Consider the following 14,465-nt stretch of genomic DNA (forward strand, 5'->3'; position numbering starts at 1 on the left):
GAGGATAGCAGGTAGCCGCTGCTGTCACACTGGTCCTGCACGGTTGACGTGCTACAGTAAGGACGCATGAATAAGACAAGGGAATTGCCCATGATTAACACCTCCGCCCTACTCGCAGATTTACGCCGTTTGGTCGGCTCTTCTCACCTGCTTACTGAAGCAGCAAAGACGGCACGCTACCGTAAAGGCTTTCGCTCAGGCGAAGGTGATGCGCTGGCGGTGGTCTTTCCCGGCACGCTGTTGGAGCTGTGGCGAGTGCTGCAAACGCTGGTGAACGCCGACGCGATCATCTTGATGCAAGCGGCCAACACCGGCTTGACCGAAGGTTCAACCCCACAAGGCAATGATTACGATCGTCCGGTAGTGATTATCAGTACGCTGCGGCTTGATAAGCTACAGCTCATTGAGGAGGGAAAACAGATCTTAGCGTTTCCGGGCAGCACGCTGTATCAACTGGAAAAAGTGCTGAAACCGCTGGGGCGTGAGCCGCATTCAGTCATCGGTTCATCCTGCATTGGCGCATCCGTATTGGGCGGAATCTGTAATAACTCCGGCGGTTCGCTGATCAAACGCGGCCCGGCATACAGCGAAATGGCGCTGTTTGCACAGAGAGATGCACAAGGCAAGTTGAAGCTGGTGAACCATCTGGGCATCGATCTTGGCGCCTCGCCGGAAGAGATTTTAGGACGTCTCGATGACGATCGCTGGCAGACCAACGATGTTCAGCATGATGGTCGTCATGCATCAGATAATGAATACGCTGAGCGAGTTCGTGAGGTTGATGCCGATACACCGGCACGCTTTAACGCTGACGCGCGTCGGCTGTTTGAAGCCTCGGGTTGTGCAGGCAAGCTGGCAGTATTTGCCGTGCGACTTGATACTTTTCCCACCGAACCGCAGCAGCAGGTGTTTTACATCGGCACCAATGATGTCTCGGTATTGAGCGACATTCGTCGTCACATGCTCGCGCACTTTAAAAACCTGCCGGTAGCGGGTGAATATATGCACCGTGACATCTACGACATCGCTGAAGTTTACGGCAAAGACACCTTTTTAATGATCGACAAACTCGGCACCGACAAAATGCCGCTGTTTTTCACATTAAAAGGCCGCGTGGATGCCTGGCTGACAAAACTCTCTTTTGTTAAACCGCACTTCAGCGATCGCCTGCTGCAGCGTCTGAGCCGCCTGTTTCCCGCGCATTTACCCAAGCGCATGAAGCAGTATCGCGATAAATATGCGCATCATCTCATGCTGAAAATGTCTGGCGACGGCGTGCAGGAAGCGCGCGAATATCTAAAAGATTATTTCCGCGAAGGCGGTGGTGAATTCTTCGAATGTGAAGGCAAAGAGGGCGCACATGCCTTTCTACATCGCTTTGCCGCAGCGGGAGCCGCGGTGCGCTATCACGCAGTCCATGCTGACGAAGTCGAAGAGATTTTGGCGCTGGATATTGCACTGCGCCGCAACGATCGTGACTGGTTTGAAACGCTGCCCGCAGAGATCACCCAGTCACTGAGCCACAGCCTTTATTACGGGCACTTCTTTTGCCACGTTTTTCATCAGGATTACATCGTGAAAAAAGGGGTAGATGCGCACGCATTAAAAGAGAAAATGCTGGCGATATTGCAAGCGCGTGGGGCGGAGTATCCGGCAGAGCACAATGTCGGTCATCTTTATCAGGCCAAACCGCAGCTGGCGTCGTTTTATCGCCAACTCGATCCCACCAACACGTTTAATCCGGGCATCGGCAAAACCAGCAAACAGAAAGGCTGGGCGGTGAAACAGATTTAATCTGCGCGAGGAGAAATGCTGAGGGCGGTTTAAAGCAAAAGGCCCCGCACATGCGGAGGCCTTTTTGTCTTTACGGCATTTGCTCTTCAGCAGCGGCAACCGCTGCTTGATGACGACGCTCAATAATCATCGTCTGCGGCGCGGACAGCATAATGCCCTCTTTGCGCAGTCGCGTCAGGATGTCGAACAGCAGATCGCTTTTGGCACCTGAAATCTGTCGTTGCCCTGCTACGTTTCCGGTTACGCTCAGTACAATGCCCTGCGGAGTCAGATCCTTGAACGAGACCGACGGTTCCGGTGTTTCCAGAATACGTTCGTTTTCGTTATACACTTCCAGCAAAATTTCACGCACCTGCACAGGATCGATATCTAATGGGAAGGTCAGCAAAATAGTGACCACACCTTGTGCATTGCCCATCGTTGCGTTGCGTACGTTTTGCGAAATGAGCTGCGAGTTCGGCACAATCACCGTGGATTTATCGCTGAGCTGAATCTCGGTGGCGCGCACGTTAATGCGACGAATATCCCCTTCGATTCCGCTTATGCTCACCAGATCGCCCACTTTTACCGGACGTTCAGTCAGCAGGATCAGGCCCGAGATAAAGTTTTTCACTATTTCCTGCAAGCCAAAACCGATACCGACCGACAAGGCGCTGACGATCCATGCCAGCTTATTCCACTGTAAGCCCATGATCGACAGCGTCAGCAGGATAATCAGTACGTAGCCTATATTGCTGAACAGGGTCACCAGTGAAACGCGCATGCCCACGTCCATGGTGGTTTTTGGCAGGAAATCGTTATCCAGCCAACGGCGCACCGAACGCAGCACATAAATACCCACAATAAGACAGATAATCGCATTTACCATGTGCGCTGGCACAATATTCAGCGATTCCAGTCCCTTACCACCCCAGAATTCGATAGCTTTTTGCAGCAGCTCAATCGGCGTTGACGAGGCGAACGTACCATTCAGCAAGGCCAACGCGACAAACAGAATCAGAAATGTTTTGCCGATTGCCGCCAACACCGTTGCCGCCTGCTGTAGGTGGCGCTCATCGATATTCAGCGAACTTTGAATGCGTTTACCAGATGAGTTATTGGTTGAGAACAGACTTTCGCACCCGTCATTGACCAGATGACTGAGGAAGTAAAACGAGCCAAACAAGATGCCGCACCAGATCACCTCATAACTCAAGTAGCGGGCCAGCGTGACGTAGCCGATGATCAGCGACAGCAGAATCGCCACCGCTGTCAGCGTCAACGCCATTTGTATCAAACCTACCACGGTAGAGCGGGCTTCTGGCGGCGTGCCCGCCAGCGCCATGCGACGACGAACGCGATTGGTGCGCACGCTGATCGCCAGCGCAGTGCTGCCAATCAGCAGCGCGGTTAAGCCATTGGCAAAAATGGTTGTGTTCAGGCTGGTGCCAACACTGTAGTTAAAGGCTTCTACCGTCTGGAATATAAACACCAGCACCGCTGTAATCGGCGGGAACGGCTTCAGCGCCAGCGCCACTTCGTTGGAAAGCGCCGGTAAGCGCCAGCTTGGACGGCGCGTGGACAAAAAAGCGCGGCCTAAGCCCGCAATCAACCCACAAAACACGCTGAGCTGTACTAATCGATCAACAAAATCCTGCACATCCGTTGAGACTTCATCGCGGCGGGTCAACGCTAATGCGATAAAGTTGAAGGTCAGCACCACCGCAGCCAGCGTGGTGAGTGCAATGGTCGCGGCGAGGAAGCTGCGACGCAATCGCCCTTCCGGCATTTTGTGAATGCTAACCCAGGCGAGAAACTCTTCGCTATAACGACGTCCTAACGTCATCACCAGCATCGCCGCAACCAGCCAGGCGATGGTGCCAAAGCGCCAACCCGATTCCCACGACATGGCAGCGGTATCTTGCAATTCGCTGAGGAAGTCGTTGATTTTTTCGCCATCAAGATCCTGACTATTAAACACCGGTGCCCAAAAACGTGGCCCAAAAATACTGCCGGAGTTCAGCGCCAGCTGGCTTTTCAATTGATCACGACGCAGATTAACGATTTGCGATGACAGCATCAGCGCGCCGTTTTTAATGCCTTCGGCTTGCTTGATCTGCGCATCCATCTTGGCTTTCTGGCTTTCGAGGGCGCTACGTTTGCGCACCACTTCTGCGGTCTCTTTCATGCCGCTGTCTGGCTTGGGAGCCGGACCCAGCACCGCCAGTTGCGCGTCAAGTTGCTGACGATCCGGCAACAACGCCTGACCCAGCGTATCGGCGCTGCCCGACAGTTCAAGCGCCATCTCATTCAGCTGATTGAGTTTGCTTTCACTGGTTTCCCCCGACACCTGACCTTTGATCTTGTCGAGGATTTTTTGCATTTTCGGCAATTCAACCGCAGCGTTAACCTTGGGTTGCTCGTCTTGTTCCTGAGCGGCGCTAACCGCATCGTCCGCTGCCAGGCTAAGCGCAGGCGCAAAAGCCACCAGAGCCAGCATTAACAGCGCAAAAAAGGATTTTAACTTAAACATGAGAATGGGATTCCAGCACAGTAATCAGGCGATCTTCCCTCGCCAGTCGCGCGTAGTGTAGGGCTTTGCGAGAGTTGAGACTATAGGAATGCAGGTTAATTCTGAGGGTGCTCACCGAGGTGAGCACCGCTTATTTTTACTCAACTTCGGAACTGCTGGCAGCGTTACTGGCCACCTGACCCGCTTTTTGTTTTTATAGGCCAGTGCAGCAGCCGGGACTGGCGCAGCTTTGCCGGTTTCAAGCCAGTCGCGAAGGCGATTTGCATCAGCAAAATGGGTGTATTTGCCAAATGCATCCAAAACCACCAGCGCCACTGGACGATTGTTGATCATGGTGCGCATCACCAGACAATGCCCCGCCTCATCGGTGTAACCGGTTTTGGTTAACTGAATGTGCCAACCCTGTTTGTAAACCAGATGATTAGTATTGCGGAAAGGCAGCGCATAACTCGGATGAGCAAACACCGCCGTCTCTTCTTTAGTGGTGCTGAGCTGGCCCAGTAGTGGATATTCACGCGTGGCTTTTAGCAGCTTGATCAAATCTTCTGCGCTGGAGACGTTGCGAACCGATAAACCTGTGGGCTCAACGTAGCGCGTGTGGGTCATGCCAAGCGCTCGCGCTTTGGCATTCATGGCGCGGATAAAGGCGTTGTAACCGCCCGGATAAGCATGCGCGAGGCTGGCCGCCGCGCGGTTCTCTGAAGACATCAATGCCAACAGCAGCATGTTGCGGCGACTAATTTGGCTGTTGAGTTTAACGCGAGAAAAGACGCCACGCATTTCTGGCGTCTGGCTCACATCCACCGTCAGCATTTCGTTCATCGGTAAATGGGCATCCAGCACCACCATTGCCGTCATCAACTTCGTGATGGATGCAATGGATCGCACGCGATCGGGATGACTGGAAAACAGGACTTTATTTGTATTGAGATCAACAATCATTGCACTGCCAGACGCGATTTGCGGCTGAGCAATCGGTGCCAGTTGCGACAGCGACGTCGCCGCCTGCGCTGGAAGAGAAAGCACCTGCCCGGAAAAGAGCAGCGCCAGCGACAGTAGAGAAAAACGAATTTTTGCAGGCATCGTAAGAAAAAACCCGGTTGAGATTGTGCGCTGTGTCAAACACAGGCCGCCCGCTTCAAACCTGTCAGAGCGCGGGCTGGCAGCAGCATCATACTCTGAAGCTTGAGAATTTTCCTGGTGAGAGTGTTTCCGAGCGTTAAAAATAAAACTGCCGCCAGAGCGGCGGCAGTCGCAGGATTAAAACAGTCGAGGTCCATAACCCCATAAAACAACAGTCATCGCCAGTAACACTTCAAATACCAGCACACCAATCGCCAGGGTTGATCCCGAGAAACGCAGGCTCTCTTCACGATCGATATTCAGGAACAACGGAATACCGACATAGAGCAGATAACCGGTGTAGACCAAGGCCAGCGCACCCGCCAAGACACACAGCCACACCAGCGGATAAAGCGCCACCAGCCCACTCAGAAACAGCGGTGTAGCGACATAACCGGCAAACACCGTACAGCGTTGCGTGCTGGGACGCTGCGGGTAATTACGCGCCATCCAGTGAATGACCCGACCCATAACGGCCACGCCACCGAGAATAATCAAATAAAATACAATGCCGAGTCCAATCCCGGTCAGCAGGTTAAGTTGAATATATTGCCCTTCGCCCAGATTCCAACCCAACTGTGTCGTGCCGATAAAAGCGCAAATTACCGGAATTGCAGCCATTAACAGAACATGGTGGGTGTAATGGTGCGAAACGCTTTCGTTCTCTTGTTTAATATCGCGCATTTCCTGATTAGGATGCGCCAGAAGGCCCCAGACATGATTCATACAGTCACTCCTCTGATGCGATGGGCCGCCCTCCTCTCAACTTCAGACTTGTCCTAAGGGCAGCTTCTTCTCAAGTATAAGCGTCACAGCAATTTCTGTGGTACTTGCTCAATAATTCATCGCTAAAAGCAGTAGAGGCCCTTTGCTGGGCGGAAGGAAACGCCGTTAGCGTATAGACTGAAAGTCTAATTCTCATAACAGGGAGGTCTGTTTTGCATTTTGATATCAACGGATTAATTACCCAATACGGTTATTTGGCACTTTTCATTGGCTGCATTGCTGAAGGGGAAACATTTACATTACTCGGTGGCGTGTCGGCACATGAGGGCTTACTGCATTTTGGCGGCGTGGTGCTGGCTGCGATGGCGGGCGGTATCGTCGGCGATCAATTGCTTTATTGGCTGGGACGACGCTACGGTACGCAAATTTTGCGCCGCATCAAAAAGCATCAGGACAAAATTGTTAAAGCGAACCGTTTGATTAAACGTCGCCCCAGCCTGTTTGTGATTGGTGTGCGCTTTATGTATGGCTTTCGCTTAATCGGCCCGATTATTATCGGTGCCAGCCGCCTTAATCCGATGAAGTTCTTTCTCCTTAACATAGTGGGCGCAGCCATCTGGGCACTGATCTTTGTCACACTGGGCTATTTTGCGGGCGGCATTATTGCGCCTTGGCTACACAAACTCGACCAGCACTTAAAGCACCTGCTTTGGCTGGTCGGTGCGATTGTATTTGCCCTGCTGCTGCGCTGGGTGATCCGCCGATGGCACACCAAACGTGCCGATGCCGATCAGTAACCTTTAAACTGCGGATTCGCTAGCATGAATCCGCCATCCACAATAAATGACTGCCCGGTGGTGTAGGTTGCCCATTCTGAGCATAACCACGCCACCAGACTGGCAATTTCATGGGTATCGCCGGGTCGGCCTGCTGGAATTTCCGGCATTTTTATCTGATGCGCATCGGCATCGCTCATCTCGTTCATCGGCGTGGCAATCGCGCCAGGCGCAACGGCATTCACCAAAATATTATGCGGCAACAGACTCAGCGCCATGGACTTGGTCAAGCCGCCAATGGCATGTTTTGATGAGGTATAAGCCACCGAACCTGGCAGCGGCGTGTGTTCGTGAACTGAGCTAATATTGACGATACGGCCACCATCACCCTGCTCCACCATCTTACGTGCGGCAATCTGGCTACAAACGAATGCACCTTCAACGTTCACGCTAAAGACTTTGCGCCAGTCTTCAAATTTCACATCAAGAAAATCGGCTTTGATATTCACGCCAGCATTGTTGACCAGCACATCAATACGGCCAAACTTATCGATCAACTGTTGCAATGATTCACCTCCCTTTTGCGGATCAGAGAGATCGAGGTGAATAACTTCTGCACGTTGGCCTTTATCACGGACGCGCTGTGCGGTTTCGTGCGCGCCCTTGTCATCTGAGCGCCAGGTAATACCAATATCAAATCCCTGTTCCGCCAGCATTTCAGCGCAGCGGCTGCCGATGCCAGAATCTGATGCGGTAATGATTGCGACTTTGGTGTGTTGTGCCGTCATTGTTGCCTCCTTCACGTGTATGTCCCAGAAGTATAGAACTTATCCTTCTGTGCCCAAGCGAGACCGCGCTGTGTCTCTTGTCTATAGTTAAAGTTGACCACGACCGGGAGAAAGGGATGAGCACCGTAAAACGCAAAATTGAGGATCACGGCGTTATTGGCGATTTGCGCACCTGCGCACTGGTCGCTAATGACGGCACCATTGACTATCTCTGCTGGCCAGAACTCGACAGCCCTTCGGTTTTTACAGCTTTACTTGATGGCGATGACAGCGGCCTGTTTTCTCTTGCACCCGACTGGCCAGATGCCCGCCGTCAGCAGCTTTATCTTCCTGATACCAATATTCTGCAAACGCGCTGGTTAGGTGACGACGGCGTGGCGGAAATTACCGATTACATGCCGATTTGCGACGATCGCGACAAATTACCGCGTATCATTCGGCGGCTAAAAATGGTGCGTGGCAGTGCGCACTTTACGATGCGCTGTTCGCCGCGCCATGATTACGCTCGCGCACAAACCCATGCCGAAGCCCAGCGCGGCTGCATTGATTTTCATGCCGAAGGCCAGCCTTCTCTGCGCCTGGCGGCAACGGTCGTCATGACGCTGGAAGCGCACGCCGCCACCGCCAGTTTTACGCTCAAGGCGGGCGAGCATGCCGAATTTGAATTTGGTAGCGTCAACGATTCACATATCGAAGCGATCAAAACCGAACACTGCTTTCAGGAAACACTGGAATTCTGGTGCCGCTGGAGCAACAAAAGTAATTATCATGGCCGCTGGCAGGAAATGGTGCAGCGCTCGGCGCTGGCATTGAAATTACTCACCTCATATCAACACGGCTCGATCGCTGCTGCTGCCACGTTTGGCCTGCCGGAAGAGTTAGGCGGCGAGCGCAACTGGGATTATCGCGCGTCCTGGATCCGTGATGCGTCTTTCAGCATGTATGCCCTGATGCGTCTCGGCTATGTGGATGAAGCCAAGCATTTCACCCGATGGGTGGGTCGATGTGTGGAGAATAGCCATCACGATGAAATGCGCTTGCAGGTGATGTATCGACTCGACAGCGGCACCGAACTGCATGAAATGGAGCTACTCAATCTTTCTGGCTATGGCGACTCACGCCCGGTGCGCATCGGTAATGATGCCTGGCAACAAACCCAGCTGGATATTTATGGTGAATTAATGGACGCCGTTTATCTCGCCAACAAATATGGCGAAGCCATTTCTCAGCGCGGCTGGCGTCACGTTTCGCAGATGATTGATCGCCTGTGCGATAACTGGAATCAACCCGATGCGGGGATTTGGGAGATGCGCGGCGAGCCGGAGCATTTCCTGCATTCACGGCTAATGTGCTGGGTCGCGATGGATCGTGCGCTGCGTCTGGGTATGAAGCGCTCGCTACCCATGCCTTATGAACGTTGGGATCGGGTACGCCGCGAGATCCGCGAAGATATCTGGCAAAACTTCTTTAACAGCGAGCGCGGTCATTTTGTCTCAACCCGCAACGGCGAATATCTTGATGCTTCTATGCTGTTGATGCCGCTGGTGCGCTTTGTCGGCGCCACCGATCCAGACTGGCTGGCGACGCTGGACGCGATCAAATCACAGCTGGTCAGCGATGGCATGGTTCGTCGCTACAATATTCACCAAACCCCGGCTGATGGATTGAAAGGTGGCGAAGGATCATTTGGTGCGTGTTCGTTCTGGTATGTGGAATGTCTGGCGCGCGCCGGCCGTATTCAGGAAGCCCATTTTGAATTTGAAAAGCTGCTCAGCTATGCCAGCCCGCTTGGGCTGTATGCGGAAGAGTTCGATAGCCGTGGACACGCGTTGGGCAATTTTCCACAGGCACTGACGCATCTGGCGTTGATCAGTGCCGCTTTTTTCTTGAATCGGAAACTCAGCGGTGAAATCACGTTGTGGCAGCCCTAAAACAGGCCTGTTTCGTCTAAAATGGCGGAAAAAATCGTCTGGATAACACGGTAAGTTACGTAAAGAGTAGTAAGACGGTTAAAATCCCGATTCACAACTTGAGATCAATGAACATATAATGCGCAGCAGGTCACCTTGACCAGCATGGGTTCGATACACTGACAAGCCTGAAACATGGCGATAACGACTTGTAAAATATGAAAATGAGCATTCGCGCGTTCGCTTCAATCGCTTTGGCTCTGGCTGCTTTCAGCCAGTCCGCCTTCGCTGTGGTTTACCCCTTGCCTGCGGCAAATAGCCGTCTGACCGGGGAAAATATCGAAATTACCGTTCCACAGGACAGCAAATTGCCGCTGGAAGCTTTTGCGGCGCAGTATCAAATGGGTCTCAGCAATATGCTGGAAGCCAACCCGGGTGTGGATGTTTATCTGCCTCAGGCTGGCCGTAAAATCATTATCCCACAGCAGTTGATCCTGCCCGACGCGCCGCGTGAAGGCATTGTGATTAACAGCGCGGAAATGCGTCTCTATTACTACCCGAAAGGCACCAAAACGGTCGTTGTGTTGCCAATTGGTATTGGTGAGTTGGGCAAAGATACGCCGATTAACTGGACAACCACCGTACAGCGCAAAAAAGATGGTCCAACCTGGACCCCAACTAAAGCGATGCATGCGGAATATGCTTCACGCGGTGAAAACCTGCCAGAAGTCTTCCCGGCGGGTCCAGATAATCCAATGGGCTTATATGCGCTCTATATTGGTCGTCTGTATGCGATTCACGGCACCAATGCCAACTTCGGCATTGGCCTGCGCGTAAGCCATGGTTGCGTACGTTTACGTGCTGATGACATCAAGTGGCTGTTCCAGAATGTGCCCGTCGGAACACGCGTTCAGTTCGTTGATCAACCCGTGAAAGCCACGGTTGAGGCGGACGGTTCACGTTATATCGAGGTGCACAATCCACTTTCTACCACTGAAGAGCAGTTCAACTCGCGCGAACTGGTGCCGATTACGCTGACTCAGGCGGTAAGTAAAGTGTTGGTTGAAGGCAGCGTGAATCAGGATGCCGTCAATAACGCGATTCAAGCACGTACCGGCATGCCGGTAAAAGTTAACGGTGTAGAAAACAGCATTCAAACTGCACCGGTTGACGTACCTGAAACGCAGGACGCGCAGCCAAAAGAAGAGCCAATGACGCCAATGACTTCACAAGGCGCTAACGTCACGGATCCCAACGCTGCTCAGCCGGCACAATCACAGCCTGCTGCTACCAGCAACGACAATTCGTAATTGTTGAGTGGTTCAAAAAAGCCAGCGCTTGCGCTGGCTTTTTTATTGCCATCGCGCTGATTTCCCGCCCTTTGTTAGATGAATCGATATTGATTCTGCTGCGTTCTCGTCGAATAATCGCCCGCAATTAACCCGCTCAGGAGAGCCGGATGGCGACGCCACTTTTTCGACAGGGATTTATCGATAGCCAGCAGCAGCCTACGCTGCAAGGCACGCTGGTGTTGCCGGTTCAGGGTAATCTCACGCTGCTTGCTGCGATCTCTTTACTCCTCTTGCTGTTGCTCATCTTGTTTCTGGCTTTTGGCAGCTATACGCGTAAAGCGCAGCTTCAGGGCATTATTTTGCCTGCTGCCGGACTGTTTCACATCACCAGCCCGCGCGATGGCTATGTGCAGCGCCTGATGTTTCATGAAGGAGAGACTGTCTCGCCAGATGCCACGCTGTTGCAACTCAGTACGTCATCATTACAAGGGATAGGCGACGACAATTTACAGGCGCAGCGTGATTCGTTAGCGCGTCAGTTACAGCACCTGGTGCAGCAACTTATGCAGGAACAGACGTTGATGCAGTTGCAACAGCAGCACAGCGAACTGCATCGTCAGCAGTTGTTAGCGGAGAGGGTCAGCGCTGACCATACGCTAACCCTTGCCAGGCAGAGATCAGCACTATTGAAACGCGATGCCACGCGCTTTCAGCAACTCCATCAGCATCAGTTCGTTTCAACCCGTGAACGCGAACAGCAGCAGCTGATCCTCAATGAAGCGCAGCTGGCAGAAACGCAGTTGCATCAGCAAAAGCAGCGGCTGGAGCGCGAACTTATTCAGCTTGATACCAGCCAACTTCAACAAAACCAGCAGTTTGCCATCCGTCGCGAAACGCTGCTGGGCCAACAAGCGTTACTCCAACAACAGCAGTTAGCGCTGGCGGCTCAGGGCGAAAGCCATATTCGGGCGCCGGTTGCCGGTCAAGTAGCGGCCTTGCTGGTGAAAGCCGGTGAAAGTGTGCGCGCCGGTGAACGCCTGCTGACGTTATTGCCCGCTGATGCACAGCTACAGGCAGAGCTTTACGCCCCGAGCAGCGCGGTGGGATTTATCCAGCCCGGTCAGCGTGTAGGATTGCGGCTTAATGCATTCCCCCATGAGAAATTCGGTATTCAGTGGGGCAAAGTGCAAACCATGACGCTGGTGAGCCTGCAAGCCGGCGATGTCTTGCCGCGCCAGCTGGCCACCTGGCAGCGCAGCGAGGCGCATTATCGCATCGTGGTCGCGTTGGATAGCGCCACGCTGCGCGCCTACGGACGCGACGAGCCGCTGCGCCCCGGCATGACATTAAGCGGTGCAGTTGAGCTTGAGCAGCGCTATTTGTGGGAATGGCTGTTAGAGCCGCTTTGGGCGTTGCGGGGTAATTTGTGATGCGCTATGAGATTCGCTGGCGGCGGCGTATGCCGCTGATCATGCAAACTGAATCAGCGGAATGTGGGCTGGCCTGCCTTGCAATGGTACTCGACCACTTCGGTCAACGCTGCGATCTTGCCAGCCTGCGCAACCGCTTTTCGCCCTCCTCTCAAGGCATGCGCCTGAATGAACTATTGGCTTGTGCCGAAGCCTGTGAACTGCAAGGGCGTGCGCTGCGACTGGAGATGGATCAGCTGCGGCAGTTATCGTGCCCGGCGATTCTGCACTGGGATAACCAACATTTCGTGGTGCTGGTAAAAGTCTCACGCCACGGGATTGTGATTCACGATCCCGCGGCTGGCCGCACAACACAAAGCTGGGCGGCAGTGAACCGCCATTTTACGGGTATTGCGCTGGCGTTAACACCGCGTCCGGCGTTTGTGCCGCAGGATCAGCGCCGTGACATCGGCTTACGTCAGTTGTTGGGGCAATGTCATGGCTTGATCCCCGCATTGGCACGCATTTTTTGTTTTGCCTGCGTCCTTGAAGTCTTCGCCTTGGGCGCACCGTTGCTGAACCAAATGGTCATTGATGATGTGCTGGTAGCGCGTGACAGCAGTTTGTTGACGCTGATTACATTGGCGCTATTGCTGCTAGTCGCGGTGCAAACGCTGCTCGGTCTGCTACGGCAATGGGCGATTTTATCGCTGTCGCTGTCGCTCAACGTGCAGTGGAGCCAGAACGTATTTCATCATCTACTGCGTTTACCGATCGCTTGGTATGAAAAGCGTGATACCGGCGGGATCAGCGCGCGTTTTGATGCGGTAAATACGTTGCAAAGCACCTTGACCAACACGCTACTCAGCGCGCTGCTTGATGCCCTTTTGGTTCTCACGCTGTTAGCCATGATGATGAGCTACAGCATAAAGTTGAGTGCTATCGCACTCGTCAGCGCCCTGCTCTATTTTTTGCTGCGGCTGGTGGCCTATCGCCCGTTTCGTCAGGCGACCGAGCAAAGTTGGCAAGCTGCAACGCGTGAAAACAGCCATTTTCTTGAAACGCTGCAAGGCGTGCTGAGCCTGCGTATCAATGCGGCTATGTCGGCGCGAGAGAGTGCCTGGCTGCAGCTTAATATTGCCCGACGCAATGCCGAACTGGCTGAGCAAAAGCTGTCGATGCTGTTTGGTGTCATTGAAATTGCCTTGTTGAGCCTGAGCGCCGCGCTGGTGTTATGGCTGGGCGCAACCGAAGTGCTGGAGGATCGTTTCACTGTTGGGATGCTGGTGGCGTGGCTCAGCTTTCAGGGTCGCTTCTCCAGCAGCATCAGCAACCTCACCGACAGCTTGTTTAGCTGGTTACAGGTTGGCGTCTATCGCGAGCGGCTGGCCGATATTGTGCTGGCGCCGCTGGAGGCCGCCGCTAATCTGCGGCCTGAGCCTCTCGTTACGTCATCTGCGCACGTTATCGAGGCGCATCAACTCCGCTTCCGTTATCACCCCAACGCGCCATGGTTGTTGGATAACGCCACATTTACCTTGGGTGCCAATGAAATAGTGGCGATTACCGGCCCCTCAGGCTGCGGTAAAACCACGCTGGCTAAACTGCTGCTGGGGCTACATCCATTAGAAAGCGGCGAAATTATCTTATTGGGTCAGCGGCTCAGCGCGCAGCATTGCGCTAACGTGCGGCAAAACGTTGGCTGCGTGTTACAGGAGGATCGACTATTTAGCGGATCGATTCTGGAAAACATTACGCTGTTTAGCCAACCCGCCGATCGAGAATGGGCGCAACACTGCGCAATTCAGGCACAGATTGACGATCACATTCAGCACTTACCGATGGGATATCAGACCTTATTAGGCGAACTCGGCGGCGCGCTCTCTGGCGGCCAGCGTCAGCGCTTACTGCTAGCACGGGCGCTTTACAAACGGCCGCGTTTGTTGATTCTTGATGAAGCCACCAGCCAGCTCGACAGCGAAAACGAACGCCTGATCGCCAACGTGCTGCGCGATTTACATTTACCGGTGTTGCTGATCGCGCATCGGCCTGAAACCCTCGCCAGCGCCGATCGGGTGCTGATATTGCAGCAGGGCCAACTGTTGCCTTGGGTGAATACAGACACGCCGTAACCCC

General features: G+C 53.5%; 9 protein-coding genes and 1 pseudogene. 6 read left to right on the forward strand and 4 right to left on the reverse strand.

What is annotated here, in order from left to right; genetic code table 11:
* The first annotated feature begins 90 nt into the window (after positions 1-90).
* A complete protein-coding gene (gene dld, locus KQP84_RS15965) occupies positions 91-1,794 on the forward strand; it encodes a D-lactate dehydrogenase (protein WP_215847266.1) in 1,704 nt (567 codons plus the stop codon).
* Positions 1,795-1,864: 70 nt separating this feature from the next.
* Here dld and KQP84_RS15970 read toward each other — a convergent pair whose 3' ends face one another.
* The 3 genes and pseudogenes from KQP84_RS15970 to KQP84_RS15980 all read right to left on the reverse strand — a co-directional run bounded on the left by KQP84_RS15970 (position 1,865) and on the right by KQP84_RS15980 (position 6,154).
* Positions 1,865-4,306, reverse strand: a complete 2,442-nt coding sequence (locus KQP84_RS15970; protein WP_215847267.1) for a DUF3772 domain-containing protein — start codon at positions 4,304-4,306, stop codon at positions 1,865-1,867.
* A gap of 136 nt (positions 4,307-4,442) precedes the next feature.
* Positions 4,443-5,389 (reverse strand): annotated as a pseudogene (gene pbpG, locus KQP84_RS15975) (D-alanyl-D-alanine endopeptidase).
* Between the two features lie 177 nt (positions 5,390-5,566).
* Positions 5,567-6,154, reverse strand: a complete 588-nt coding sequence (locus KQP84_RS15980) for a Yip1 family protein (protein ID WP_215847268.1) — start codon at positions 6,152-6,154, stop codon at positions 5,567-5,569.
* Between the two features lie 212 nt (positions 6,155-6,366).
* Here KQP84_RS15980 and KQP84_RS15985 point away from each other — a divergent pair, with 212 nt between their 5' ends.
* Positions 6,367-6,951: a DedA family protein gene (locus KQP84_RS15985; protein WP_215847269.1), complete on the forward strand. Its 585-nt coding sequence runs from the start codon at positions 6,367-6,369 to the stop codon at positions 6,949-6,951.
* On the opposite strand, the gene KQP84_RS15990 is transcribed toward KQP84_RS15985, so the two are convergent.
* On the reverse strand, positions 6,945-7,718 hold the full coding sequence (locus KQP84_RS15990) for an SDR family oxidoreductase (RefSeq protein WP_215847270.1): 774 nt from the start codon (positions 7,716-7,718) through the stop codon (positions 6,945-6,947). The genes KQP84_RS15985 and KQP84_RS15990 overlap by 7 nt on opposite strands.
* 116 nt (positions 7,719-7,834) lie before the next feature.
* Between KQP84_RS15990 and KQP84_RS15995 the strand changes: the two genes are divergently transcribed.
* From KQP84_RS15995 to KQP84_RS16010, 4 genes are all read left to right on the forward strand, one after another.
* Positions 7,835-9,649 (forward strand): glycoside hydrolase family 15 protein, encoded by a 1,815-nt coding sequence (locus KQP84_RS15995; RefSeq protein ID WP_215847271.1) that lies wholly within the window; start codon positions 7,835-7,837, stop codon positions 9,647-9,649.
* A gap of 197 nt (positions 9,650-9,846) precedes the next feature.
* Positions 9,847-10,938 carry a L,D-transpeptidase family protein gene (locus KQP84_RS16000; RefSeq protein ID WP_215847272.1) on the forward strand — a complete coding sequence of 364 codons (1,092 nt, stop codon included), beginning with the start codon at positions 9,847-9,849 and terminating at the stop codon, positions 10,936-10,938.
* A gap of 149 nt (positions 10,939-11,087) precedes the next feature.
* Positions 11,088-12,350 carry an HlyD family secretion protein gene (locus KQP84_RS16005; RefSeq protein WP_215847273.1) on the forward strand — a complete coding sequence of 421 codons (1,263 nt, stop codon included), beginning with the start codon at positions 11,088-11,090 and terminating at the stop codon, positions 12,348-12,350.
* Complete coding sequence (locus tag KQP84_RS16010; protein WP_215848317.1) at positions 12,350-14,461, forward strand: peptidase domain-containing ABC transporter; 2,112 nt, start codon at positions 12,350-12,352, stop codon at positions 14,459-14,461. Before KQP84_RS16005 ends, KQP84_RS16010 begins: the two co-directional genes overlap by 1 nt.
* The last annotated feature ends 4 nt before the right edge of the window (positions 14,462-14,465 follow it).

The sequence above is a fragment of the Candidatus Pantoea bituminis genome (genome assembly GCF_018842675.1).
Taxonomy (GTDB): Bacteria; Pseudomonadota; Gammaproteobacteria; order Enterobacterales; family Enterobacteriaceae; genus Pantoea; species Pantoea phytostimulans.

Coding starts and splice junctions, on each gene's coding strand:
- dld (WP_215847266.1), top strand. CDS start 91: ATGATTAACACCTCCGCCCTACTCGCAGATTTACGCCGTTTGGTCGGC.
- KQP84_RS15970 (WP_215847267.1), bottom strand. CDS start 4,306: ATGTTTAAGTTAAAATCCTTTTTTGCGCTGTTAATGCTGGCTCTGGTG.
- KQP84_RS15980 (WP_215847268.1), bottom strand. CDS start 6,154: ATGAATCATGTCTGGGGCCTTCTGGCGCATCCTAATCAGGAAATGCGC.
- KQP84_RS15990 (WP_215847270.1), bottom strand. CDS start 7,718: ATGACGGCACAACACACCAAAGTCGCAATCATTACCGCATCAGATTCT.
- KQP84_RS15995 (WP_215847271.1), top strand. CDS start 7,835: ATGAGCACCGTAAAACGCAAAATTGAGGATCACGGCGTTATTGGCGAT.
- KQP84_RS16000 (WP_215847272.1), top strand. CDS start 9,847: ATGAAAATGAGCATTCGCGCGTTCGCTTCAATCGCTTTGGCTCTGGCT.
- KQP84_RS16005 (WP_215847273.1), top strand. CDS start 11,088: ATGGCGACGCCACTTTTTCGACAGGGATTTATCGATAGCCAGCAGCAG.
- KQP84_RS16010 (WP_215848317.1), top strand. CDS start 12,350: ATGCGCTATGAGATTCGCTGGCGGCGGCGTATGCCGCTGATCATGCAA.